23 protein-coding genes and 1 pseudogene are annotated in these 22,050 nt (G+C 65.6%); 5 read left to right on the top strand and 19 right to left on the bottom strand.

The genetic code is table 11. The features are described 5' to 3' along the window. The 9 genes and pseudogenes from AC07Y4_RS26675 to AC07Y4_RS26635 form a co-directional block, all read right to left on the bottom strand. Positions 1 to 72, bottom strand: a pseudogene (locus tag AC07Y4_RS26675) (GTP-binding protein); the annotation flags it as partial. 141 nt (positions 73 to 213) lie between these two features. Beyond that, positions 214 to 2,316 (bottom strand): elongation factor G, encoded by a 2,103-nt coding sequence (gene fusA, locus AC07Y4_RS26670; RefSeq protein WP_062478855.1) that lies wholly within the window; start codon positions 2,314 to 2,316, stop codon positions 214 to 216. Positions 2,317 to 2,413: 97 nt separating this feature from the next. Continuing rightward, the gene (gene rpsG / locus AC07Y4_RS26665) at positions 2,414 to 2,887 is read right to left on the bottom strand and encodes a 30S ribosomal protein S7 (RefSeq protein WP_007829591.1); all 474 of its coding nucleotides are present in this window, start codon (positions 2,885 to 2,887) and stop codon (positions 2,414 to 2,416) included. Positions 2,888 to 3,035: 148 nt separating this feature from the next. Further along, the gene (rpsL, locus tag AC07Y4_RS26660) at positions 3,036 to 3,413 is read right to left on the bottom strand and encodes a 30S ribosomal protein S12 (protein ID WP_013543948.1); all 378 of its coding nucleotides are present in this window, start codon (positions 3,411 to 3,413) and stop codon (positions 3,036 to 3,038) included. 202 nt (positions 3,414 to 3,615) lie between these two features. Next, entirely contained in the window at positions 3,616 to 4,785 is a 1,170-nt protein-coding gene (locus AC07Y4_RS26655) for a D-alanyl-D-alanine carboxypeptidase family protein (RefSeq protein WP_070061890.1), read from the bottom strand. Between the two features lie 40 nt (positions 4,786 to 4,825). Beyond that, complete coding sequence (locus AC07Y4_RS26650; RefSeq protein ID WP_487847419.1) at positions 4,826 to 5,458, bottom strand: alpha/beta hydrolase; 633 nt, start codon at positions 5,456 to 5,458, stop codon at positions 4,826 to 4,828. 70 nt (positions 5,459 to 5,528) lie between these two features. Next, positions 5,529 to 5,882 carry a (2Fe-2S) ferredoxin domain-containing protein gene (locus AC07Y4_RS26645; RefSeq protein ID WP_095950244.1) on the bottom strand — a complete coding sequence of 118 codons (354 nt, stop codon included), beginning with the start codon at positions 5,880 to 5,882 and terminating at the stop codon, positions 5,529 to 5,531. Between the two features lie 9 nt (positions 5,883 to 5,891). Next, positions 5,892 to 7,013, bottom strand: coding sequence for a VanZ family protein (locus tag AC07Y4_RS26640; RefSeq protein ID WP_159274731.1), 1,122 nt, complete (start codon positions 7,011 to 7,013; stop codon positions 5,892 to 5,894). Positions 7,014 to 7,032: 19 nt separating this feature from the next. Beyond that, the gene (locus tag AC07Y4_RS26635; RefSeq protein ID WP_062478845.1) at positions 7,033 to 7,461 is read right to left on the bottom strand and encodes a CopD family protein; all 429 of its coding nucleotides are present in this window, start codon (positions 7,459 to 7,461) and stop codon (positions 7,033 to 7,035) included. Between the two features lie 336 nt (positions 7,462 to 7,797). On the opposite strand from AC07Y4_RS26635, the gene hemB reads away from it, so the two are divergent. Beyond that, a complete protein-coding gene (gene hemB / locus AC07Y4_RS26630; RefSeq protein WP_235944285.1) occupies positions 7,798 to 8,811 on the top strand; it encodes a porphobilinogen synthase in 1,014 nt (337 codons plus the stop codon). Between the two features lie 75 nt (positions 8,812 to 8,886). Beyond that, positions 8,887 to 10,032, top strand: a complete 1,146-nt coding sequence (locus AC07Y4_RS26625) for a magnesium transporter CorA family protein (RefSeq protein WP_487847420.1) — start codon at positions 8,887 to 8,889, stop codon at positions 10,030 to 10,032. Positions 10,033 to 10,135: 103 nt separating this feature from the next. Here AC07Y4_RS26625 and AC07Y4_RS26620 read toward each other — a convergent pair whose 3' ends face one another. Next, complete coding sequence (locus AC07Y4_RS26620) at positions 10,136 to 10,504, bottom strand: hypothetical protein (protein WP_062478764.1); 369 nt, start codon at positions 10,502 to 10,504, stop codon at positions 10,136 to 10,138. Positions 10,505 to 10,791: 287 nt separating this feature from the next. Here AC07Y4_RS26620 and AC07Y4_RS26615 point away from each other — a divergent pair, with 287 nt between their 5' ends. Further along, positions 10,792 to 11,682, top strand: a complete 891-nt coding sequence (locus tag AC07Y4_RS26615) for a LysR family transcriptional regulator (RefSeq protein WP_070061881.1) — start codon at positions 10,792 to 10,794, stop codon at positions 11,680 to 11,682. A 49-nt stretch (positions 11,683 to 11,731) separates the two neighbouring features. On the opposite strand, the gene AC07Y4_RS26610 is transcribed toward AC07Y4_RS26615, so the two are convergent. Then, positions 11,732 to 12,415, bottom strand: a complete 684-nt coding sequence (locus tag AC07Y4_RS26610) for a dienelactone hydrolase family protein (RefSeq protein ID WP_159274734.1) — start codon at positions 12,413 to 12,415, stop codon at positions 11,732 to 11,734. Positions 12,416 to 12,474: 59 nt separating this feature from the next. Further along, the gene (locus AC07Y4_RS26605; RefSeq protein WP_139700430.1) at positions 12,475 to 13,074 is read right to left on the bottom strand and encodes a 2-hydroxychromene-2-carboxylate isomerase; all 600 of its coding nucleotides are present in this window, start codon (positions 13,072 to 13,074) and stop codon (positions 12,475 to 12,477) included. Positions 13,075 to 13,224: 150 nt separating this feature from the next. Here AC07Y4_RS26605 and AC07Y4_RS26600 point away from each other — a divergent pair, with 150 nt between their 5' ends. Both AC07Y4_RS26600 and AC07Y4_RS26595 read left to right on the top strand, forming a co-directional pair. Continuing rightward, a complete protein-coding gene (locus tag AC07Y4_RS26600) occupies positions 13,225 to 13,971 on the top strand; it encodes an SDR family oxidoreductase (protein WP_307588291.1) in 747 nt (248 codons plus the stop codon). 3 nt (positions 13,972 to 13,974) lie between these two features. Continuing rightward, a complete protein-coding gene (locus tag AC07Y4_RS26595; RefSeq protein WP_056576614.1) occupies positions 13,975 to 14,628 on the top strand; it encodes a MarC family protein in 654 nt (217 codons plus the stop codon). A 6-nt stretch (positions 14,629 to 14,634) separates the two neighbouring features. Here AC07Y4_RS26595 and AC07Y4_RS26590 read toward each other — a convergent pair whose 3' ends face one another. The 7 genes from AC07Y4_RS26590 to AC07Y4_RS26560 form a co-directional block, all read right to left on the bottom strand. Continuing rightward, positions 14,635 to 15,096 (bottom strand): EVE domain-containing protein, encoded by a 462-nt coding sequence (locus AC07Y4_RS26590; RefSeq protein ID WP_095747052.1) that lies wholly within the window; start codon positions 15,094 to 15,096, stop codon positions 14,635 to 14,637. A gap of 67 nt (positions 15,097 to 15,163) precedes the next feature. Further along, entirely contained in the window at positions 15,164 to 16,330 is a 1,167-nt protein-coding gene (locus AC07Y4_RS26585) for an ABC transporter substrate-binding protein (RefSeq protein WP_487847421.1), read from the bottom strand. A 32-nt stretch (positions 16,331 to 16,362) separates the two neighbouring features. Further along, positions 16,363 to 18,219 (bottom strand): AMP-dependent synthetase/ligase, encoded by a 1,857-nt coding sequence (locus AC07Y4_RS26580; RefSeq protein WP_487847422.1) that lies wholly within the window; start codon positions 18,217 to 18,219, stop codon positions 16,363 to 16,365. A gap of 8 nt (positions 18,220 to 18,227) precedes the next feature. Next, positions 18,228 to 19,001: an ABC transporter ATP-binding protein gene (locus tag AC07Y4_RS26575; RefSeq protein ID WP_056576626.1), complete on the bottom strand. Its 774-nt coding sequence runs from the start codon at positions 18,999 to 19,001 to the stop codon at positions 18,228 to 18,230. A gap of 268 nt (positions 19,002 to 19,269) precedes the next feature. After that, complete coding sequence (locus AC07Y4_RS26570; protein ID WP_487847423.1) at positions 19,270 to 20,088, bottom strand: ABC transporter ATP-binding protein; 819 nt, start codon at positions 20,086 to 20,088, stop codon at positions 19,270 to 19,272. Further along, positions 20,085 to 21,161: a branched-chain amino acid ABC transporter permease gene (locus tag AC07Y4_RS26565; protein WP_062478791.1), complete on the bottom strand. Its 1,077-nt coding sequence runs from the start codon at positions 21,159 to 21,161 to the stop codon at positions 20,085 to 20,087. The genes AC07Y4_RS26570 and AC07Y4_RS26565 overlap by 4 nt, the downstream gene beginning before the upstream one ends. Positions 21,162 to 21,168: 7 nt before the next feature. Then, the gene (locus AC07Y4_RS26560) at positions 21,169 to 22,044 is read right to left on the bottom strand and encodes a branched-chain amino acid ABC transporter permease (protein ID WP_070061875.1); all 876 of its coding nucleotides are present in this window, start codon (positions 22,042 to 22,044) and stop codon (positions 21,169 to 21,171) included. Positions 22,045 to 22,050: the final 6 nt, after the last annotated feature.

Genomic DNA, 22,050 nt, shown 5'->3' with positions numbered 1-22,050 from the left:
GCCGTGGTCAACGTGACCGATCGTGCCCACGTTCACGTGCGGCTTGGTGCGGGTGAATTTACCTTTTGCCATTTTTCAATCCTTGAAAGAGCATGTCCCGTGTGTTGGTTTTATGTCTGCATCCGATTGCTGGTTCGCCCCGCACGGGAACAGGGCGGCACCGGATCGCAGACAAGAAGGGCCGCGCACTGCGCGGCCCTACATTCTTGAAACTTACTTCGAGCGAGCGGCCACGATGGCTTCAGCGACGTTACGGGGAGCTTCAGCGTAGTGCTTGAACTCCATCGTGTACGTGGCGCGGCCTTGCGTGGCCGAGCGCAGCGTCGTCGAGTAGCCGAACATTTCCGACAGTGGGACTTCAGCCTTGATGAGCTTGCCGCCACCGATCATGTCGTCCATGCCCTGCACCATGCCGCGACGGCTGGACAGGTCGCCCATCACGTTGCCGGCGTAGTCTTCAGGCGTTTCGACTTCCACGGCCATCATCGGCTCGAGGATGACCGGGCTGGCCTTGCGGGCGCCTTCCTTGAAGCCGAAGATCGCGGCCATCTTGAACGCCATTTCGTTCGAGTCCACGTCGTGGTACGAACCGAAGTGCAGCGTGACCTTGACGTCGACGACGGGGTAGCCCGCCAGCACGCCTTGCGTCAGTGCTTCCACAACGCCCTTTTCCACTGCGGGGATGTATTCGCGAGGAACCACACCGCCCTTGATGGCGTCGACGAACTCGAAGCCCTTGCCGGCTTCCTGCGGCTCGATCTTCAGGATGACGTGACCGTACTGGCCCTTACCACCCGACTGGCGAACGAACTTGCCTTCGGCTTCTTCGACGGTCTTGCGGATCGTTTCGCGGTAAGCCACTTGCGGCTTGCCCACGTTGGCTTCCACGCCGAATTCGCGCTTCATGCGGTCCACGATGATTTCGAGGTGCAGTTCGCCCATGCCGGAGATGATGGTCTGGCCGGATTCTTCGTCGGTGCGCACGCGGAACGACGGATCTTCCGAAGCCAGGCGCTGCAGGGCGATGCCCATCTTTTCCTGGTCGGCCTTGGTCTTGGGCTCGACGGCCTGCGAGATCACGGGCTCGGGGAATTCCATGCGCTCCAGCGTGATCATGGCGTTCGGGTCGCACAGGGTTTCGCCCGTGGTGACGTCCTTCAGGCCCACGCAGGCGGCGATGTCGCCGGCACGGATTTCTTCGATTTCGAGACGTTCGTTGGCGTGCATCTGCACGATACGGCCGATACGTTCTTTCTTGCCCTTGACCGGGTTGTAGACGGTGTCGCCCTTGCTCAGAACGCCCGAGTACACGCGCACGAAGGTCAGCTGGCCGACGTACGGGTCGGTCATGAGCTTGAATGCCAGCGCCGAGAACTTCTCGCCGTCGTCGGCCTTGCGGGTCACGTCCTGTTCGTCGTCGTCCGTGCCGTGCACCGGGGGAATGTCCAGCGGCGAAGGCATCAGTTCGATCACGGCGTCGAGCATGCGCTGCACGCCCTTGTTCTTGAACGCGCTGCCGCACAGCATCGGCTGGATTTCGCCGGCGATCGTGCGCGTGCGCAGACCGTGGGTGATTTCTTCGAGCGTCAGGTCACCTTCTTCAAGGTACTTGTTCATCAGCTCTTCCGAAGCTTCGGCCGCGCTTTCGACCATCTTCTCGCGCCATTCCTTGGCCAGCTCGACCAGCTCGGCGGGGATTTCGCGCGTTTCGAACTTCATGCCTTGCGAGGCTTCGTCCCAGAAGATCGCCTTCATCAGACGCAGGTCGACCACGCCCTGGAACTTGTCTTCGGCACCGATCGGAATCACGATCGGCACGGGGTTGGCCTTCAGGCGGTCGACCATCATCTGGCGAACGCGGAAGAAGTTGGCGCCGATGCGGTCCATCTTGTTGACGAACGCCAGACGCGGCACCTTGTACTTGTTGGCCTGACGCCAGACGGTTTCCGATTGGGGCTGCACGCCGCCGACCGAGTCGTACACCATGACGGCGCCGTCCAGCACGCGCATCGAGCGCTCGACTTCAATGGTGAAGTCCACGTGGCCGGGGGTGTCGATGATGTTGATGCGGTGCTCGGGCAGCGAGTGGTCCATGCCCTTCCAGAAGCAGGTCACGGCAGCCGAGGTGATCGTGATGCCGCGCTCTTGTTCCTGCTCCATCCAGTCGGTCGTTGCCGCGCCATCGTGCACTTCGCCGAGCTTGTGGGTCACGCCCGTGTAGAACAGGATACGTTCGGTGGTGGTGGTCTTGCCGGCGTCGATGTGCGCGGAGATACCGATGTTGCGGTAGCGCTCGATGGGGGTCTTGCGGGACATGATGTACTTTCGGGTTTAAATGCGTTGAGCGCTGGGCGTCGAGCACGGGCGATTTCGCCCGGTACTCAACCCCCAACGCTCAAGAGACGTGTGTTTTTTAGAAGCGGAAGTGGCTGAAGGCGCGGTTGGCTTCTGCCATGCGGTGCACTTCGTCGCGCTTCTTCATGGCACCGCCACGGCCTTCCGTGGCTTCCATCAGTTCGTTGGCCAGACGCAGGGCCATCGACTTCTCACCGCGCTTGCGGGCAGCTTCCTTGATCCAGCGCATCGACAGGGCGAGGCGACGGACAGGGCGGACTTCGACCGGCACCTGGTAGTTCGCACCACCAACGCGGCGCGACTTCACTTCGACCATCGGCTTCACGTTGTTGATGGCAACGGTGAACGCTTCGAGGGGGTCCTTGTCCGGGTTCTTCTTCTCGATGAAGTCGAGGGCACCGTAGATGATGCGCTCGGCAACAGCCTTCTTGCCGCCTTCCATGATCACGTTCATGAATTTGGACAGCTCGACATTGCCGTACTTGGGATCCGGCAGGATTTCACGTTTGGGGACTTCGCGACGACGTGGCATTTTTCTAACCTCTTTGCTTCAGTTGGCATCGTTTCCGATACCGCGAGAGCCAGTCAGGACTCTCACTTACTCGACCCGACATTGGGTCACTTCGTTCGACAAGCCCGCCAAGGCCATCGAACACCGCTTTGTTTTCTGACAGGAAGGCTTAAGCCTTCTTGGGACGCTTCGCGCCGTACTTGGAACGCGACTGCTTGCGGTCTTTCACGCCTTGCAGGTCCAGCGAACCGCGCACGATGTGGTAACGCACACCGGGCAAGTCCTTGACACGACCGCCGCGAACCAGCACGACGCTGTGTTCTTGCAGGTTGTGGCCTTCGCCGCCGATGTAGGAGATGACTTCGAAGCCATTGGTCAGACGGACCTTGGCAACTTTACGAAGCGCCGAGTTGGGCTTCTTGGGCGTCGTGGTGTAGACGCGGGTGCAGACACCGCGACGTTGCGGCGAGTTCTGCATGGCAGGGCTCTTCGAATTGATCTTTTCGACCGTTCGACCCTGACGCACCAGTTGATTGATGGTTGGCATGAATGAATTAGTCCCAAAACAACCCAGCCTTGGTGGTGAAACCGCCCTTGGTCGTGACTCAAGGAAGCCGGGAATAACGAAAACGTGAAACCCTTCGGAAAATTCCGAAAAGCCCACGAGTATAGCAGGCAGGTCTGAAATGGCAATGTCAGGCGCCTGGAGCGCCCGCCACCACCCGTTTCAGCCCTCTTTTTCCTGTCTCTTACTTGATCCAGAGACGCACGGCGTCCCAGGCGCGGCCGAAGACGCCGGCCTGCTCGACCGGCTCCAGGGCGACCAGCGGCACGTCCGCCAGGGGCTGGTCGTCCAGCGTGACCTTGAGCGAGCCGACGGCCTGGTACTTGGTGAACGGCGCGACCAGCGGATCGGGGCGCGACACCTGCGTCTTGATCTTGCTGGCGGAACCGGTCGGCACGGCGACCACGATGGCCTCGGGGCGGCCCAGCTTCAGCACGTTGGCCTTGCCCTTCCAGACGGCGGGCGTGGCAGCCGGCTGGCCGGCGTCGAACAGGCGCACGGCGTCGTAGGCCGTGTAACCCCAGTTCAGCAGCTTCTGCGACTCGTTGGCACGCACGGCCTCGCTGCTGGCCCCCAGCACGATCGACAGCAGGCGGCGGCCGCCGGTCAGGTTCGGGAAGTCGCGCTTGGCGGTGGCGATCATGCAGTAGCCGGCGGCGTCGGTGTGGCCGGTCTTCAGGCCGTCGACCGTCGGGTCGCGGAACAGCAGCAGGTTGCGGTTGGTGTCGTTGGTCGACGGGGTGCCCGGGTAGCGGTACTTCTTGATGGCGTAGTACTTGGCTTCCTCGGGAAAGTCGCGCACCAGGCGCGTGGCCAGGATGCTCAGATCGCGCGCCGTGGTCGTGTGGCCGGGTGCCGTGAGGCCTTCGGGGTTCTTGTAGGTGGTGTTCTTCATGCCCAGCACCTTGGCCTGGGCGTTCATCATCTCGACGAAGTGCTCCACCGTGCCGCCCACGCCTTCGGCCAGCGCCACCGTGGCGTCGTTGCCCGACTGCACGATCACGCCCTTGATCAGGTCTTCCACCGGCACCTGCATCTTGGGGTCGATGAACATGCGCGAACCGGGCATCTTCCAGGCGCGCGGGCTCACCGGCAGGGTCTGGGTCAGCGTGATCTTCTTGGCGCGCAGCGCATCGAACGCGACGTACGCGGTCATCAGCTTGGTGAGCGAGGCCGGCTCGACGGGGCTGTCGATGTCCTTCTGCGCCAGGATCTGGTTCGCGGTCACGTCCAGCAGCAGGTAGCTGCGCGCGGCGATTTCAGGCGGAGCCGGCATCTGGGCGGCGGCGATCACGCCAACCGAGGCAGCAGCGGTCAGCACCAGTGCGCGAAGCGCAGTGAAAAAACGATTCATGGAGAGTGTGGGAAGAGGCGAAAACAAGCCTGAAAGGCTTTCATTCGGTGCCCGCGCGCAGATGGCGGGCGACCAGGCTTTTGAGCAGCGGCAATTGTCCGTGAAAGAAATGGCCGCCCCCGGGAATAACCGTGACAGGGAGTGACTGGGGACGCGCCCAGTCCATCACGGCGGTGAGAGGCACGGTGTCGTCGGCTTCGCCATGGACCACCAGCGCGCGCTCGTGCGCCTCGGCCGGCAGCGTGGCCACCGAGAAGCGCGAGGCGGCCGTGCCGACCAGCACCAGCTGCCGCACGTCGCGTGCGGCCCAGAGCTTCTCGGCCGCGCAGCTGGCCACGAACGCACCGAAGGAAAAGCCGGCAATGGCCAATTGGCCTTCGGGCGCGAGCTGGCCGACGACATGCAGCATGTCCTCGAGCTCGCCGCGCCCTTCGTCGTGGGCGCCTTCGCTGGCACCCACGCCGCGGAAGTTGAAGCGCACGGCCGTCCAGCCGCAGGACACGAAGGCGCGTGCCAGGGTCTGCACGACCTTGTTGTCCATCGTGCCGCCGAACAGCGGGTGCGGATGGGCGATTACCGCGATGCCGCGCGCGTCGCCGGACGGCAGATCGCGCTGCACCTCGATCACGCCCGCGGCGCCCTGGAGGCTGATTTTTTCGGTCTGGGAGTTCATGGCGCTGGGGTTGGCTGGGCCGGCGATGCCGGCAACGTGCACGGTACGAGCACGGGGTCCGCGGGAAAGTTCAGCGGCCGACGTCGGGCGGCAACACCAGCCGCTCGACGACCTGGCCATTCTTCAGATGGGACTCGACGATCTCGTCGATGTCTTCCGCGTCCACGAAGGTGTACCAGACAGCCTCCGGGTAGACCACCGCAACAGGCCCGCCCGCGCAGCGGTCGAGGCAGCCGGCCTTGTTGACGCGCACCTTGCCGGGCCCGGCGAGCCCCTGCTCCTTCACCTTGGCCTTGCAGCGGTCAAAGCCTTCCTGCGCGTTGTGCAGGGCGCAGGAGTCTTCGCCATTCTTGCGTTCATTCAGGCAGAAGAAGATGTGGCGGCCGTAGTAGCCGGACGGCGCGGCGGGAGTGGTGCTGGGCATCGACCGATTTTATGAGCGCGCGTGCTCAGGCCGAGGGCGGCGCCGCGACAGCGCGGCCACCACGTACACCAGCACCGCGAAGGGCCAGCCCCAGCCCAGCCACTGGGCCAGGCCGTGGAAGCGGATGAAACGGCCCTGCTCCCAGGTGGCCAGGGTCTGTGCAAAGTAGGCGCTCTCGGGCGCCTGGTTCAGCAGGCTCAGCTGGAGCACGAGCCCCATGAGCAGCAGTGCGCCGCACAGCCGGCGCGGCGCAAAGAGCAGCAGCACGCCCGCGAACACCGCCGCGGCCAGCCCGACCTGCACCGGCAGATCGAGCCAGGCCCACGCGTGCTCCGGGCCGTAGCTCATGGCCGCCGACAGGGCCGAAGCCGCGACGCCCGCGAGCAGGATGAGCGGCAGCAGCACCGCACGCTGCACCACATTGCGCGCCACGAGATAGCCCAGCAGGCACGGCACCAGCGCGCCGAGCATCACGCACAGCAGCTCCACGGCCGGCACCAGCGGCTCCAGCTCGAACTGGCGCACCGGCAGCCAGTCGATGAAGGGCGTGTCGAGCAGCCACTCGGAAATCGTCGTCTCCAGCCGTTCGAAGACCTGACCGAGGCCGAAGGTGACGGCGGCAGGGAACAACAGGGCAAAGGGCCAGAGCGCGAGCAGCACGAGACCGCCGCGCGCGTCCTCGACGAACCATTGCGAGCGCACGCGGCTCCAGTGGGCGATCGCACCGAGCCGCTCCAGCGCCGCGGCCAGCACCGCGCCGAGCACCGTGCCGGCGGTGTTCAGCCCCAGGTCGACATTGGAAGGAATGCGCGCCGGCAAATAACTCTGCAGCGTCTCCATGGCAAAGGCGATCGCCGCGCCCGCCACCGTGGCGCGCAGCAACGCACGCCACACACTGTGACTGCTGCCCGTGCGCAGCACGCTCAGCGCGCACAGGAAACCGAAGGGCACGTAGCCCGCCACGTTCACCCCGAAATCGAACCCCGTCCAGTACTTGGGCCAGGGCGCCGACAGGTAGGCCCAGGGCGCGATCCCCTGGTCACGCCAGTCGGCGAAGGGGTACAGGCTGGCATAGACGATCAGCGCCGCATAGGCCAGCGCCAGGGGGAGCGCGGCAGACTTGTGCGGCATGTCTACCGTCGACACGGGCTCAGAAGGGCTTCACCACCACCAGGATCACGATGCCCAGCAGTAGCAGCACGGGCAACTCGTTGAACCAGCGGTACCAGCGGTCGCTGCGGCGGTTGCCGCCCGCCGCAAAACGGCGCAGCAGCACGCCGCAGCCATGGTGGTAGCCGATGGCCACCAGCACCAGGGCCAGCTTGGCGTGCATCCAGCCGTTGCCGGGGCCGCGCCCGATGCCGTAGCCCAGCCAGAGCCAGGCGCCGAACACCAGCGCCGGCACGGCCAGGAAGGTCGTGAACCGCAGCAGCTTGCGCGCCATCAGGAGCAGGCGCTCACGCTCCGCGACCGACTCGGGGGGCACCATCGCCAGGTTGACGAAGATGCGCGGCAGATAGAACAGCCCGGCAAACCAGCTGGCAATGAAAACAATGTGAAGAGATTTGACCCAGAGCATGGCGGCAGTTTAGTGGTGGCTGCACACTGACCCCTTTTCGGGCCCTTTGCCAAGGTTTCGGGCAAAAAAAAGCCCGACGTCTTCACGTCGGGCTGGGAAGCCCTTTTGCTGTCACACATCAAGGCACCCGCTCAGGGAGGAAAAGCGGGGAGCGGCAAGCCGCCCGCTTCAGAATTTAACAAAGACGAAACAAGGTTTCAAGCGATTGAGGCAGTTTCTTTGACTTTTACAACAAAAATCTAGAACTTAAGTTCTATTAATTTCCGTAGTTGTCAGACAACTTGCCTCCAGCAGCGCTGGGCTGCGATTTCGCGCTTCAGGCACAATTTTAGATATATGACGTCACCATTTTCCCCGCTCGCGATGTTCCCCGCCGGCCGCCCGCGACGGCTGCGCCGCGATGCCTTCACCCGCAACCTGGTGCGCGAGCATGCGCTGACGACGAACGACCTGATCTACCCGGTGTTCGTGCAGGAAGGCGAGAAGCGCCGCGACGCCGTGCCCTCGATGCCCGGCGTGGACCGCCTGAGCCTCGATTTGCTGCTGCCCGTGGCCGAGCAGTGCGTGCAGGCCGGCATCCCGGTGATGGCGCTGTTCCCGGTGATCGACGCCAGCCTCAAGACGCCTGCGGGCGACGAGGCCTTCAACCCCGACGGGCTGATTCCCCGCGTGGTGGCCGCGCTCAAGGCGCGCTTCCCCGAACTGGGCGTGATGACCGACGTGGCGCTCGACCCCTACACCAGCCACGGCCAGGACGGCCTGCTCGACGACACCGGCTACATCCTCAACGACGCCACCGTTGAAGTGCTGGTGAAGCAGGCACTCACACAATCGCAAGCTGGCGTCGATATTGTGGCGCCGAGCGACATGATGGACGGCCGCATCGGCGCGATCCGCACCGCGCTCGAAGCCCGCGGCGACATCCACACACGCATCATGGCCTACAGCGCCAAGTACGCCAGCGCCTTCTACGGCCCCTTCCGCGACGCCGTCGGCTCGTCCGCGACGCTCGGCAAGAGCAACAAGAAGGTCTACCAGATGGACCCCGGCAACAGCGACGAAGCCCTGCGCGAGGTCGCCATCGACATCGCCGAAGGCGCCGACATGGTCATGGTGAAGCCCGGCATGCCCTACCTGGACATCGTGCGCCGCGTGAAGGACGAGTTCCGCGTGCCGACCTTCGCCTACCAGGTGAGCGGCGAGTACGCCATGCTGAAGGCCGCCGCCCAGAACGGCTGGCTCGACCACGACGCCGTGGTGCTCGAAAGCCTGCTGGCTTTCAAGCGCGCCGGCGCCGACGGCGTGCTGACCTACTTCGCGCTTGACGCCGCCCGGTTGCTACAAAAATAATAGCTACTGCGGCATGCCTGCTGCACCTCCACGGCACTTCTGGCGTGGAAGAAGAACCACCGGGGGCGAGTGTCCATGCGCATCTTCGAAATCAGCCGCTCGCAGGTCAGCGAGCACGCCTCGCTGGCGCCGCTGGCCGTGCCGGGCGCCTGCGCCGCCGCCAGCTACCTCTGGATTTCGCTGACGCGCGACGAATTCCGCGCGGCCCAGCCCGAGGTGCAGCAGATCCTGCAGACGCTGTGCCAGACCCAGCTGGTCGACCTGCACGTGGCCGACCTGCTCAACGACCAGCTGCCCTCGCACTACGACTACACCTCGCTGTACGACGTGCTGGTGTTCCGCCGCCTAGCCACAGGCAACGGCGCTGAAACCGGCAACAGCGGGGAGCCTTCGCTGCCGCAACGCCCCTCGCGCGGCGGCCCGCCGGTGCTGCGCCGCATCGACACCCGCCCCGTCGGCTTCGCGGTGTTCGACCGCGTGCTGCTGTCGGTGCACCCCGAAGACGGCACGGTGCGCGACGCCTTCGCCGCCCGGCTGCTGGCGGCCGCCTCGTCCGACGACCGCGGCACGCCGGCGCTCGACGTGCGCGCCACCTCGGCCCGCCTGCCGGCCAGCCCCGCCGACCTGATGCTGCGCATCGTCAACCTGATCGTCGACGGCTACCTCGACATGCGGCGCGAGCTCACGAAGCAGCTCGACCACTGGCAGACCGAGCTCATCGACCCGCGCAGCCGCTTCACCAACTGGAGCGCGCTGATGGAAGCGCGCCAGTCGCTGCACCGCCTGGACGAGATCTGCGAAGACCAGCGCGCCGCCATGCAGGACTGGATCGATTCGCTCGAAACCCTGCCCGTGCCGCAGGGCGAGACCGCGCAGCGCGAGCGCGACCTGATCATGGTGCGCAGCCGCGACGTGCTGGAGCACATCCAGCGCGTGGTGCACCACGTGCACCGGCTCGAGCAGAACGCCGAGACCGCCGTGCAGATGCACTTCAGCGTCCAGGGCCACCGGGCCAACGACATCATGCGGGTGCTGACCGTGCTCACCGCCATCTTCCTGCCGCTCAACCTCATCGCGGGCATCTTCGGCATGAACTTCGAGTTCATCCCGCTGGTGCACAAGGCGGACGGCTTCTGGATCGCGATGTCGGCCATGCTGGTCATCGCGGTGCTGCTGGTCCTGATCTTCTGGCGCAAGCGCTACCTCGCCCGCACGCGCTGAACGCCCTCCCCGCTCCCGAGCGCCCATGAAAAAAGCCACGCAGATGCGTGGCTTTCTTTTGTCAGCTCTGACCGCCCCGGAAGGCGACTGGCTTCGCGGCCAATTACTTGGCGACGGCGCCCGAACCTTGCTGGGCTTGAACGCGTGCGTCCATCGGGTTCACCATGGTCGAGATGACCTTGCTGTTGACGCGCGAACCCGAGGTCACGTTCTGGTCGGGAGCGTAGGCGGTGCGGATGGCTTCGGCTTCGACGATCGAACGGTCCTTCGACACGGCCACGGTTTCCGCGCCGCGCGAACCACGCACGACGTTCTGGTTCGGGGCTGCGGCGGTGCGCTGGGCTTCGGCGTTGACTTCGTCGCGGCTCTTGGACGAGATCACTTGGGTCACGCCTTGGTACGTCTCGGCTTGGGCGCCGGTGGCGGCCAGGAGGGTCAGGGCGGCGGCTGCGAAAATGTGCGAGGTCTTCATGTCTGTTCCTTGTGTTCGGCTAGATGGGATGTCCACCAGGCTTGCACGTTGGCTCGCCTGTGCGGCGAGTGTCAGCCGGAATTCCCTCGGGAAAACACTCGGTTCAGAGACACGGTGTTTCCTGTAGCGAAACAATCAGTCAACAAAGTCGTGCACGCAAAAAACCCGGACACGCGCCGCCTGACTGCTTCCGGCTTACACCAGAACCCCGCGCCGGTCCTATCCGGCAAAACCCCCGAGAATCGGCACACCGCGCTCCCTCGCGAAAAACAACGGGCTTCACTGACATGGACAGTCTCGATCTGATCAAAACCTTCCGGGAAGTCGCCTCGCACGGCAGCTTCTCCCAGGCCGCCAAGCGGCTCGACATGTCGAAGGCCACGGTCAGCAAGTACGTCGCCGAACTCGAGACCCGCTTCGGCGTGCGCCTGCTCAACCGTTCCACGCGTTCCGTCAGCCTCACCGACGCCGGCCAGCTGCTGCTCGAACGCAGCACGCCGATGCTCGAGATGGTCGAGCTCACCCAGGCCGAACTGCAGGAACGCGCCAGCCAGCCCGGCGGCCGGCTGCGCATCTCGGCCCCGCACGGCATGGGCAACGGCGAATTCCCCGACCTGCTGGCCGACTTCATGCGCCACTACCCCGACGTGAGCATCAGCCTGCAGCTGACCAACCGCACCGTCGACCTCGCCGAGGAAGGCATCGACGTCGACATCCGCAGCGGCCCGGTGGAAGACGCCAACCTCATCGTGCGCAAGCTGCGGCTCATCCACATGGTGGTCTGCGCCTCGCCGGTCTACTGGAAGAAGCACGGCAAGCCCGCGCACCCGCAGGAGCTCGCCCACCACGAGGCGCTGACCCATTCGCTGCTGGGCACGCAGCCCGCGTGGCGCTTCGATGACAACGGCCAGCCCCTGGACGTGCAGGTCAAGAGCCGCATGGACTGCACCGAAGGCGCACCGCTGATCCGCGTCGCGATGCGCGGCTTCGGCGTGATCTACCTGCCCTCGCTGCTGGTGCAGTCGCACATCGACAGCGGCGAGCTGGTGCCGGTGCTCGAAGGCTATGCGCGCAAGGACATGTGGCTGTCGGCCGCCTACCTGCAGCGGCGCCACAACAGCGCGGCGCTGCGCGCGCTGCTCGACTTCCTGCAGACCCGGGTCGGCGCCAAGAAATAGAAATGAAAAAGCCCGGCACTGCCGGGCTTTCTTCTTGAGACGTGCCGGATCAGCCGACGTGCTTGGCAAAGAAGGCCAGCACGCGTTCACGCGCCGGCTTCGCCGCCTCGGCGTTGTACGAGCCGCGCTGGTCGCAGTTGAAGCCGTGGTCGGCTTCGTAGACATGCACGTCCACCTCGGGGTGCGCCTTCTTGAAGGCCTCGATGGTGTCCAGCGGAATCCAGTGGTCGCGGTTGCCGAACTGCGCGAGCACCGGCACCTTCGGCTGGCGTGCGCTTTCTTCCGGCGTCGTCATGCCGCCACCGTAATAAGGTGCGGCAGCGGCCAGGCCCGGCAGCAGGGCCGCGGCGCGCCAGACCAGCAGGCCGCCCCAGCAGTAGCCGACGATGCCGACCTTGCCCGCCTTCGAGGCGTAGGCGATCGCGGCTTCCAGGTCCTGCAGCACGCCGGGCGCGGGCAGCGCCTCGACCGCGGTCTTGTAGCCGAAGCCGGTCTTCATGTCGTCGTCGCTGTAGCCCAGCTCGACGCCGGGCTTGACGCGGTGGAAGGTCGACGGCGCCACGGCCAGGTAGCCGTCGGCCGCGTAGCCGTCGGCCACCGAGCGGATGTGCGAGTTCACGCCGAAGATTTCCGGCACCACCACCACGGCGCCGCGCGGCGTGCCCGCGGGCTCGGCCACGTAGGCGGGAAAGGTGAAGCCATCCTTGGCGGTGAGGTCGATGAATTGGCCCATGGGGTTCTCCTGAAACGATGGAATGAAAAAAGAAAAAGCAGGTCGGCTTGCGCGCGCCGTTACGCGCGCAGCGCCCGCTCGACGAAATCGAGCCGGTCCTGGCCCCAGAAGATCTCGCCGTCGATCACGTAGCTCGGCGCGCCGAACACCTGGATGTCGATCGCTTCCTGCGTGTAAGCCTCGTAACGCTCCTGCACCGCCTGGCTCTGCGATTGCTCGGCGCGCTTGGCCGGCAGGCCGCATTCCGCGACCAGGGCTTCGAGCAGGTTCGGGTCGCCGATGTTCCGCTCCTGCACCCACACGGCCGCGAACACCGCCGCGCTGATGCGCATCGCGGCCTCGGTGCCGTCGTGCAGGTCGACCGCGATGATCAGCCGCGCCGCATCGTCGCCGGCCACCGGAAAGAACTTCGGCTTCGGGTTCAGCGGCAGGCCCAGGTGCTTGGAGAAGCGCGCCAGTTCGAGCAGCCGGTAGGCCTGGCGCTGCGGTGCGCGCTTGCCCAGCGGCAGCCCGCCCGACACCGGGAACACGCTGCCCATGTCGATGGGCCGCACGCGCACGGTGGCGCCGGCGGCCGCGGCGATGGCGGCAAAGCGGGTATGCCCCAGATAGGTCCACGGGCTCTGTGGCGCAAAGTAATAGTCGATGGTCTTGTGCATTCAGTAACCTCCGTGCTTCGCACTGCGGTGCGAGCTGGCTTGGGGCGGCGCGGCGCGGTGCTCATGCTCGTGCTCATGCGCCAGCCCTCGGTGATGTAATCCAGGCCGTCGGTTTTAACTGACGCACAGTTTCTCTGCAGGAGGTGGGATTTGGACCAGGTGCTCTTGATCACCGGCGGTGGGCGCGGCATTGGTGCCGCCACGGCCTTGCTCGCCGCGAAGCGCGGCTATGCCGTGGCCGTGAACTACGCCAGCAACTCGCTGGCCGCCGACGAGGTGGTGCGGACCATCCGCGCGGGCGGCGGCACCGCCATGGCGGTGCAGGCCGACGTGGGCGACGAAGCCCAGGTGCTCGCGATGTTCGCGAAGGTCGACGCCAAGCTCGGGCGCCTCACGGCGCTCGTGAACAACGCCGGCGTGGTCGACGTGCAGGCGCGCGTCGACGAAATGAGCGTGGCGCGCCTGGAGCGCATGTTCCGCATCAACGTGATCGGCAGCTTCGTCTGCGCGCGCGAGGCGGTGAAGCGCATGAGCACGAAGCACGGCGGCGAAGGCGGCGCCATCGTCAACATCTCCAGCGGCGCCGCGCGCATCGGCTCGCCCGGCCAGTACGTCGACTACGCGGCCAGCAAGGCGGCCATCGACACCTTCACCATCGGCCTGGCCAAGGAAGTGGCCGACGAAGGCATCCGCGTGAACGCGGTGCGCCCCGGCGTGATCGACACCGACATCCACGCCTCCGGCGGCCAGCCTGGCCGCGCCGCCGAGATGGGCCCAGGCGTACCGATGAAGCGCAGCGGCACCGCCGAAGAAATTGCCGGTGCCGTCCTGTGGCTGCTCTCGCCCGAGGCCAGCTACACCACCATGGCCCTGCTCGACGTGACCGGAGGACGCTGAGCCATGAGCACCTCCATGGACCTCATCAAGCCGCTGGTCACGCTGGTGGCCATCGTCAACCCGCTGGCCATCGTGCCCTTCTTCATCCACTACACGCAGGATTACTCCGACGCCCAGCGCAAGCGCACGGTGCGCATGTCGGCCTTCAGCGCCTTCGTGGTCATTGCCGTGAGCGCGCTCATCGGGCTGCAGCTGCTGTCCTTCTTCGGCATCTCGATCGCGAGCTTCCAGGTCGGCGGCGGACTGCTGCTGCTCATGAGCTCGATCTCGATGCTCAACGCGCAGCCGGCCGAGAGCAAGACCAACGTCGACGAGCTGCGCGCGGTGGAGGTGAAGGCGTCGATGGGCGCCTCCATCGCGGTGGTGCCGCTCACCATTCCGCTGCTTACCGGCCCGGCCGCGATCTCCACCGTAGTGATCTACGCCGACAAGACGCAGCACCTGTGGGAGCTGGGGCTGCTGGTCGGCTATGGCGTGGTGGTGGCGCTGGCGACCGCGCTGGCGTTTTCGCTCGCGCAGCCGATCGCGCGGGTGCTCGGCAAGACCGGCATCAACATCATGACGCGGCTGATGGGCCTGATTCTCGCGGCACTCGCGGTCGAGGTGATGGCCGACGGGCTCGGCAAGCTGTTCCCGATCCTGTCGAAAGTCGCCTGAACAGGTTCAGGCCAGCATCTTCTCGATGACCTTCCAGTGCGCCGGCTCCACCGGCGTGATCGACAGCCGGTTGCCCTTGCGCAGGATGACCAGATCGGCCAGCTCGGGCTTGGCGCGCAGCTCGGGCAACGCCAGCAGCCGCGTCTTGCGCAGCGCCTGCACGTCGACCAGCAGCCAGCGCGGGTCTTCCTTCTTCGCGCCGGCGTCGTAGTACGGCGACTTCGGGTCGAACTGCGTCGGATCAGGCTGGATGCCCGAGGCCACGCGCGCGATGCCGGCAATGCCGGGCTCGGGGCAGCTCGAGTGATAGAACAGCACGCCGTCGCCGACCTTCATGCCGTCGCGCATGAAGTTGCGTGCCTGGTAGTTGCGCACGCCGGTCCACGCCACGGTGGCGTCGGGCGCGGCGAGGGCATCGTCGATCGAGACCTCGTCGGGCTCGGATTTCATCAACCAGTACTGGGGCATGGCGGCGGTCTCGCGAAGGGGATTTCGCGGAATATAGCCGCTCGCCCCATTCCGGGGCGCTCCTCGTTTACGGCGTCACGTAGTCGGAAACGACGACCCACTTGCCGTCCTTGATCTGCGACAGCCGCGACTGGTCGTTGCCCAGGCGCTTGGTGGCGGTGTAGGTGCTCTTCGGGCTGCCGAACATGTCGGGCTCGAAGGTCATGCTGTCCATCGCCTTGATGAAGCTGTCGGTCGTCAGGTTCGGACCGGCCTTGGTCGCGGCCTTGATGAACGAGTCGATGATCACGTAGCCGTACACCGAGAACACGGTCGGGTCTTCGTTGAACTTGGTCTTGTACTTGTTGGCCCAGAAGCGCAGCGGTTGCGACTGCTCGTCGGTGTAGGGGTTCTGCACCGTCATGGTGGCGTACACGCCGTCCATGGCCTTGCCGCCCAGCTTGTGAATCAGGTCGGTGTAGGCCGCGCTCGAGCCCAGGAAGGTCGGGTTGAAGCCGGTCTTGCGCGACTCGCCCACCGTGCCGATGGTCTCGCGGATGATGGTGCCGAGCACCACGAGGTCGCAGTTGGCAGCCTTCATCTTGGCGACCTGCGAGCTGAAGTCGGTGGCGCCGCGCTTGAACGAGGTCTTCTCGGCCAGCTCCATGCCCGCGGCCTTCAGGCCGGCCTCGGCGCCGCGCTGCACTTCCAGGCCGAACTCGTCGTCCTGGTAGATCGTGCAGACCTTCTTGGCGCCCTTGTCCTTGATCATCTTGGGCAGTGCCAGGCGGATCTGGTCGTAGTAGGTGGCCGCGAACGAGTACTTCAGCCGGTTCAGCGGCTCGTACATTTCGCGCGCCGCCGTGATGGGCATGTAGTTGACGACGTTCTTGTCGAACTGCACCGGCATCGCCGCCATGTTCTGTGCCGTGCCGATGTGGCCGGCCATGATGAAGATCTTTTCCTGGTTGACCAGCTTCTGCGCCGCCAGCACCGCCTTCTTCGGGTCGTAGCCTGAGTCCTCCACGAAGAGCTTGAGCTTGCGGCCGTTGAGGGTGCCCTGCTCGTTGAGTTCGTCCACGCGCAGCTGCATGCCGTTGCGCGCCTGCTTGCCGAAGCCCGCGAGCGGACCCGACAGGTCCTGGATGGTGCCGATGCGGATCTCGTCCTTGGTCACGCCCTGCTGCTGCGCCGACGCGAGCGTCGCGATCAGGCCCAGCACAGCCAGCGTCGTCAATGTCTTGAGCTTCGTCATAGCGTTGTCTCCTCGGGTTGGCAAAAAAGAGGTCAGCGGTACATGGCGTCGATGCGCTGCGCGTACTTGGTCTGCACCAGCTTGCGCTTGAGCTTCATCGTGGGCGTGAGCTCCTCGTCCTCGGCGCTGAGCTGCGTCTCAAGCAGGAAGAACTTCTTGATCTGCTCGACGCGCGCGAACTTGGCGTTGACGCGATCGATCTCGCCCTGGATCAGGTCCTGCACTTCCTGCGTGCGTGTCAGGCTCTCGTAGTTGCTGAACGGCACGTCGTGGTCCTGCGCGAATTTCTCGACGTTCTCCTGGTCGATCATGACGATCACCGTGAGGTAGGGCCTCTTGTCGCCGATCACCACGGCATCGGTGATGTAGAGGCTGAACTTGAGCTCGTTCTCCAGCTCGCTCGGGGTCACGTTCTTGCCGCCTGCCGTGATGATGATGTCTTTCATCCGGTCGGTGATGCGGAAATACCCGTCCTCGTCCATCACGCCCACGTCCCCCGTGTGCAGCCAGCCGTCGGCGTCGATGGTCTCGGCGGTCTTCTCCGGCAGATTCAAATAGCCCATGAAGACATTGGGGCCGCGCACCAGGATCTCGCTGGTGGCCGGATCGATGCGCACCTCGTTGTAGCCCGTGGCCGGGCCGATGGAGCCCGGCTTGATGCGGGTGACGGGCACGGCCGTGGAGGCGCCGCACGACTCCGTCATGCCCCACACCTCGAGCATGGGCACGCCCAGCGCGAGGTACCACTTGACCAGCTCGGGCGAAATGGGGGCCGCGCCGGTCACGAGAAAGCGCGCGCGATGGATGCCGATGAGCTTGCGCGCGTTGTCCAGCGCCAGCAGCCGCGCCAGCCGGAACTTCAGGCGCAGCCCCGTGCCGATCTCCTGCCCCGCGAGCACCTTGTTGGCGATGGTCTCGCCCACGCCGATGCTCCAGTGGTAGGCGGCCTGCTGCAGCGGGCTGGCCTCCTTCAGCGCGATCATCACGCCCGAATAGAACTTCTCCCACACGCGCGGCACGCCGGTGAACACCGTCGGCGCGATCTCGCGCACGTTCTCGGGCACCGTCTCGGGGTTCTCGACGAAGTTGAGGATCGAGCCCGTGTACATCGCGAAGTACTCGCCGCCCATGCGCTCGGCGATGTGGCACAGCGGCAGGAAGCACATGCGCTCGTCTTTCTCGTCCTGCGCGATGAGCGTGTTGTAGCCGCGCGCGGTGTACACCAGCCCCGCGTGGCTGTGCATGGCGCCCTTGGGCTTTCCGGTGGTGCCCGAGGTGTAGACCAGAATGGCGAGGTCTTCGGGCCGACAGGCCGCCACGCTGCGCTCCACCGCCTGCGGATCGCCCGCCAGGTGCGTGCGGCCAAGGGCGCGCAGCGCATCGAGGCTCATCACGCCCGGGTCGTCGAGTTCGCGCAGGCCTTCCATGTCGAACACGACCACGCGGCGCAGGCCGGGCAGGCGGGCGCGCACCTCGAGCGCCTTGTCGAGCTGCTCGTCGTCTTCCACGAAGAGCACGGTGGTGCGCGAGTCTTCGCACAGGTACTGCACCTGCGAGGCAGCGTCGGTCGGGTAAATGCCGTTGGACACACCGCCGCAGCTGAGCACGGCCAGGTCGGCCAGCACCCATTCGATGACGGTGTTCGAAAGAATGGACGCGCACTCGCCGCGCGTGAAACCGATGGCCTGCAGACCGGCCGCGATCTCGCGCACGGCCTCGGACGTCTGGCGCCAGCTCCAGCTGCGCCAGATGCCCAACTCTTTCTGCCGCATCCAGATGTTGTCGCCGCGCTGGCGCACGGCGTTCCAGAACATGGCCGAGAGCGTGTCGCCGGGCACGAGGATGTCGTGGCCGGGTTCGATGGTTCGCAGATCCCAGAGTCCTTGCATGGCGACGGCTACCTCCAGGTCTTCTTCTTTTTCCAGCGCCGCTCGCCGCGCACGCCGTCGTCCTTGACACCGAGGTAGAACTCCTTGATGTCGTCCTTCTCGCGCAGGCGTTCGCACGAGTCTTCCATCACGATGCGGCCGTTCTCCAGCACGTAGCCGTGGTCGGCGGCGTTGAGCGCCATGTTCGCGTTCTGCTCCACCAGCAGGATGGTGGTGCCGCGCTCGCGGTTGATGCGCACCACGATCTCGAAGATTTCCTTGGTGAGCTTGGGGCTCAGGCCCAGGCTGGGCTCGTCCAGAAGGATGAGGTGCGGCGCCGCCATGATGGCGCGCGAGATGGCCAGCATCTGCTGCTGGCCGCCCGAGAGCAGGCCGGCGTCCTGCGTGGCGCGCTCGCGCAGGATCGGGAAGTAGGTGAAGACGGTCTCGATGTCCCGCGCCACGCCGTCGCGGTCCTTGCGCGTGTAGGCACCCATCAGCAGGTTGTCCTTCACCGACAGCAGCGGAAACACCTCGCGCCCTTCCGGCACGTGGCTCAGCCCCTGCTGCACGATGAAGGCCGGGTCTTTCGCCGTGATGTCCTGCCCCTGGAACTCGATGCTGCCTTTGCGCGGATCGATGATCCCCGAGATGGTCTTGAGGATCGTCGTCTTGCCCGCGCCGTTGGAGCCAAGCACCGTCGCGATCTCGCCCTTGCGCACCTTCAGGCTCACGCCGCGGATGGCCTTGATGGGGCCGTAGGCGCTTTCGACGTTGAGCAGTTGAAGCACGACGTCGCTCATGCCGCTGCTCCCTGGTTCAAGGCGGAACATGCAGAGCCATCACGCCACCACGAAGCCCGGCGTGCGGTGCGGCGTGGGCGCCCCCTCTGTGCCGCCGAGGAGCGCAGCGTTTCGCGGATCAGGGCTCGCAGCTGTTTGAGCGAAGCGAGTTCTGCGAGACCCCGCGAAACGCGAGCACCGCAGGGCAGCCGCGAAGCGGCCGGCGCAGTGGGGGCGACCGCGCCGTGCCGCGCACCGGGCGTCTCCAAAGAGGTAACGAAGAAGCAAGTCACGCCGCCACCCTCCGCAAACTGCTCACGTCATCCACAGTCCCAAGGTAAGCCTCGATGACACGCGAATCCGCTTGCACCTCGCGAGGCGACCCCGTAGCCAGCACCTCGCCCTGATTCATGGCCAGCACGCGATCCGACACCTTGGAAACCAGCGACATGTCGTGCTCGACCATCAACACCGACACCCCCAGCTCATGCTGGATGTCCTGAATCCAGAACGCCATGTCCGCCGTCTCCTCGACATTGAGCCCCGAAGAAGGCTCGTCGAGCAGCAGCAGCTTGGGCTCGGTGCACAGCGCGCGCGCCAGCTCCACCACCTTGCGCACGCCGTAGGGCAGCCCCGCCACCATCGAGTCGCGGTAGTGCTGCAGGTCGAGCAGGTCGATCACCTGCTCCGCCTTCTCGCGCGCCGCGATCTCGGCGCGGCGCGTGGCCGGCGTGAAGAACACCTCGCTCCAGAAGCCGGTCTGCCGGTGCGTGTGGCGCCCGATCAGCAGGTTGTGCAGCACGGTCGCATGCTCGAACAGCTCGATGTTCTGGAAGGTGCGCGCAATGCCCAGCGCGGCAATCGCGTGCGGCGCCTGCTGCGTGAGTGCGATCGCCCCGCCCGCCTCGCCATGCCAGGTGATCTCGCCCGTGGTCGGCGTGTAGATGCGGCTGATCAGGTTGAACACCGTCGTCTTGCCCGCGCCGTTCGGGCCGATGAGCGTGAACACCTCGCCGCGCCGCACGTCGAAGCTCACCTTGTTGACCGCCAGCACGCCGCCGAAGCGCACGCTCAGGTCTTTCGCGGAAAGAAGGACGTCGTTGCTCATCTCAGCCGGTCCGATTTGGTGAACGACTTCTGCCGCTTGAACAAACCCTTGCGGTAGAACGGGAAGAGCTGCAGCCAGGTGCGGATCTTGAGCCAGCGCCCGTACAGCCCCAGCGGCTCGAACAGCACAAAGGCGATCAGCACCAGCCCGTACACCAGCCCCTGCAGGCCGGGCGCCTGCCCGACCACCGCCGGCAACCAGTCCTTGCCCATCGAGATCAGCTGCGGCATCGCGATGAGAAAGATGGCGCCGAGGAACGCGCCGTGCACCGAGCCCAGCCCACCGATCACCACCATCAGCAGCAGGTCGATCGACTGCAGGATGTTGAACTGGTCCGGCGAGATGAAGCTCAGCTTGTGCGCATACAGCGCGCCGCCCAGCCCCGCGAGCGCCGCAGAGATCGCGAACGACATCGTCTTGTAGCGCGCCAGGTGGATGCCCATGCTCTGCGCCGAAATCTCCGAATCGCGGATCGCCACGAAGGCGCGCCCCGTCGGCGAACGCAGCAGGTTCAGGATGCCCAGCGTGGACACCACCGCGACCACCAGGCACAGAAAGTAGAAGCCTTCGCCCGAGCCCAGCGACCAGCCGAACAGCTGCGGCGACTTCACATGCAGGCCCGCGTTGCCGCCCGTCACGCTTTCCCAGCGCGCGAACACCTCCTCGACGATGAAGCCGAAGGACAGCGTCGCGATGCCCAGGTAGATGCCCTTCACGCGCAACGCTGGCATCGCCACCACCACGCCCACCGCCGCCGACAGCGCGGCCGACGCCAGCAGCGCGAGCGGAAACGGCACGCCCATGTTCGTCAGCACCCCTTGCGTGTACGCGCCCGTTCCGAGAAACGCCGCGTGCCCGATGGAGAACTGCCCCGTGAAGCCCGCCAGCAGCATCAGCCCCAGGCCGACGATGCCGTAGATCAGCACGAAGGTCAGCTGCGCGAGCCAGTACTCGTCGATGACCCACGGCGCGACAAGCAGGAAGGCCACGAGCAGGCTGTACCAGAGCACGTGGCCACCGTGCCGCGCGAGGCGGATGTCCTGGTCGTAGCTGGTCTTGAAGATGAAGCGCATGGGATGTTCAGACCTTCTTGCGCAGCTTCTCGCCGAACAACCCGTTCGGCTTGATCATGAGCATCAGCAGCACCACGATGTACGGCGCCGTGTCCTTGAAACCGTCTGGCAGGTAAAAGCCCGCGAACGACTCGACGATGCCGATCACCAGCCCGCCGACGATCGCGCCCGGCAGGCTGCCGAAGCCACCGACCACCGCGGCAGGAAAGGCCTTGAGCCCGATGAAGCCCATGTTGGCGTGCACGAAGGTGATGGGCGCCAGCAGCATGCCCGCGATGGCGGCCACCGCTGCGGCGAGCCCCCACACCAGCCCGTTGAGCCGCTTCACCGGAATGCCCATGTAGTAGGCCGCGAGCTGGTTCTGCGACGAGGCCTGCATCGCGATGCCCAGCTTGCTGTAGCGGAACATGGCGTACAGCAGGCCGCACAGGATCGCGGTGGCGACGATGATCACGAACTGCTCGAGGTTCACCACCAGCTCGCCGAGCTTCCAGATCTGGTCCTTGTAGGGCACGGCCAGCGTGTGGGTGTCGGTGCCGATGCCCGGCACCATGGTGATGAGGCCGCGCGCCACGTAGGCGATGCCGATGGTCAGCATCACGATCGAGAACTGCGGCTGCCCGAGGATCGGGCGGATCACCACCAGCTCGAGCAGCACGCCGAAGGCCGCCATGGCCACCACGGCCAAGAGCGCCGCAAGCCAGAACGGCATGCCGAACAGCGACATGCCCGCGAAGGCACCGAACGCGCCGAGCATCATCAGGTCGCCCTGCGCGAAGCTCACCGTTTCCGTGGCCTTGTAGATCAGCACGAAGCCCAGTGCGATGAGCCCGTAGATGCACCCTTGCGCGATGCCCGACAGCAGGAGTTGGAGGATCTGCATGCGATG

The organism is Variovorax sp. GW460-12-1-14-LB1 (assembly GCF_059423605.1).
Note: the sequence above shows the minus strand (reverse complement) of the source record. Positions and strands in the feature narration are given on the sequence as shown.

Bases quoted from the DNA above. Each gene is read 5' to 3' on its own strand.
- hemB (WP_235944285.1), top strand. From the start codon at position 7,798: ATGACGTCACCATTTTCCCCGCTCGCGATGTTCCCCGCCGGCCGCCCG.
- rpsL (WP_013543948.1), bottom strand. From the start codon at position 3,413: ATGCCAACCATCAATCAACTGGTGCGTCAGGGTCGAACGGTCGAAAAG.
- AC07Y4_RS26560 (WP_070061875.1), bottom strand. From the start codon at position 22,044: ATGCAGATCCTCCAACTCCTGCTGTCGGGCATCGCGCAAGGGTGCATC.
- AC07Y4_RS26615 (WP_070061881.1), top strand. From the start codon at position 10,792: ATGGACAGTCTCGATCTGATCAAAACCTTCCGGGAAGTCGCCTCGCAC.
- rpsG (WP_007829591.1), bottom strand. From the start codon at position 2,887: ATGCCACGTCGTCGCGAAGTCCCCAAACGTGAAATCCTGCCGGATCCC.
- AC07Y4_RS26635 (WP_062478845.1), bottom strand. From the start codon at position 7,461: ATGCTCTGGGTCAAATCTCTTCACATTGTTTTCATTGCCAGCTGGTTT.
- AC07Y4_RS26570 (WP_487847423.1), bottom strand. From the start codon at position 20,088: ATGAGCAACGACGTCCTTCTTTCCGCGAAAGACCTGAGCGTGCGCTTC.
- AC07Y4_RS26585 (WP_487847421.1), bottom strand. From the start codon at position 16,330: ATGACGAAGCTCAAGACATTGACGACGCTGGCTGTGCTGGGCCTGATC.
- AC07Y4_RS26645 (WP_095950244.1), bottom strand. From the start codon at position 5,882: ATGCCCAGCACCACTCCCGCCGCGCCGTCCGGCTACTACGGCCGCCAC.
- AC07Y4_RS26650 (WP_487847419.1), bottom strand. From the start codon at position 5,458: ATGAACTCCCAGACCGAAAAAATCAGCCTCCAGGGCGCCGCGGGCGTG.
- AC07Y4_RS26565 (WP_062478791.1), bottom strand. From the start codon at position 21,161: ATGCGCTTCATCTTCAAGACCAGCTACGACCAGGACATCCGCCTCGCG.
- AC07Y4_RS26595 (WP_056576614.1), top strand. From the start codon at position 13,975: ATGAGCACCTCCATGGACCTCATCAAGCCGCTGGTCACGCTGGTGGCC.
- AC07Y4_RS26620 (WP_062478764.1), bottom strand. From the start codon at position 10,504: ATGAAGACCTCGCACATTTTCGCAGCCGCCGCCCTGACCCTCCTGGCC.
- AC07Y4_RS26575 (WP_056576626.1), bottom strand. From the start codon at position 19,001: ATGAGCGACGTCGTGCTTCAACTGCTCAACGTCGAAAGCGCCTACGGC.
- AC07Y4_RS26590 (WP_095747052.1), bottom strand. From the start codon at position 15,096: ATGCCCCAGTACTGGTTGATGAAATCCGAGCCCGACGAGGTCTCGATC.
- AC07Y4_RS26655 (WP_070061890.1), bottom strand. From the start codon at position 4,785: ATGAATCGTTTTTTCACTGCGCTTCGCGCACTGGTGCTGACCGCTGCT.
- AC07Y4_RS26625 (WP_487847420.1), top strand. From the start codon at position 8,887: ATGCGCATCTTCGAAATCAGCCGCTCGCAGGTCAGCGAGCACGCCTCG.
- AC07Y4_RS26605 (WP_139700430.1), bottom strand. From the start codon at position 13,074: ATGCACAAGACCATCGACTATTACTTTGCGCCACAGAGCCCGTGGACC.
- AC07Y4_RS26640 (WP_159274731.1), bottom strand. From the start codon at position 7,013: ATGCCGCACAAGTCTGCCGCGCTCCCCCTGGCGCTGGCCTATGCGGCG.
- AC07Y4_RS26580 (WP_487847422.1), bottom strand. From the start codon at position 18,219: ATGCAAGGACTCTGGGATCTGCGAACCATCGAACCCGGCCACGACATC.
- fusA (WP_062478855.1), bottom strand. From the start codon at position 2,316: ATGTCCCGCAAGACCCCCATCGAGCGCTACCGCAACATCGGTATCTCC.
- AC07Y4_RS26610 (WP_159274734.1), bottom strand. From the start codon at position 12,415: ATGGGCCAATTCATCGACCTCACCGCCAAGGATGGCTTCACCTTTCCC.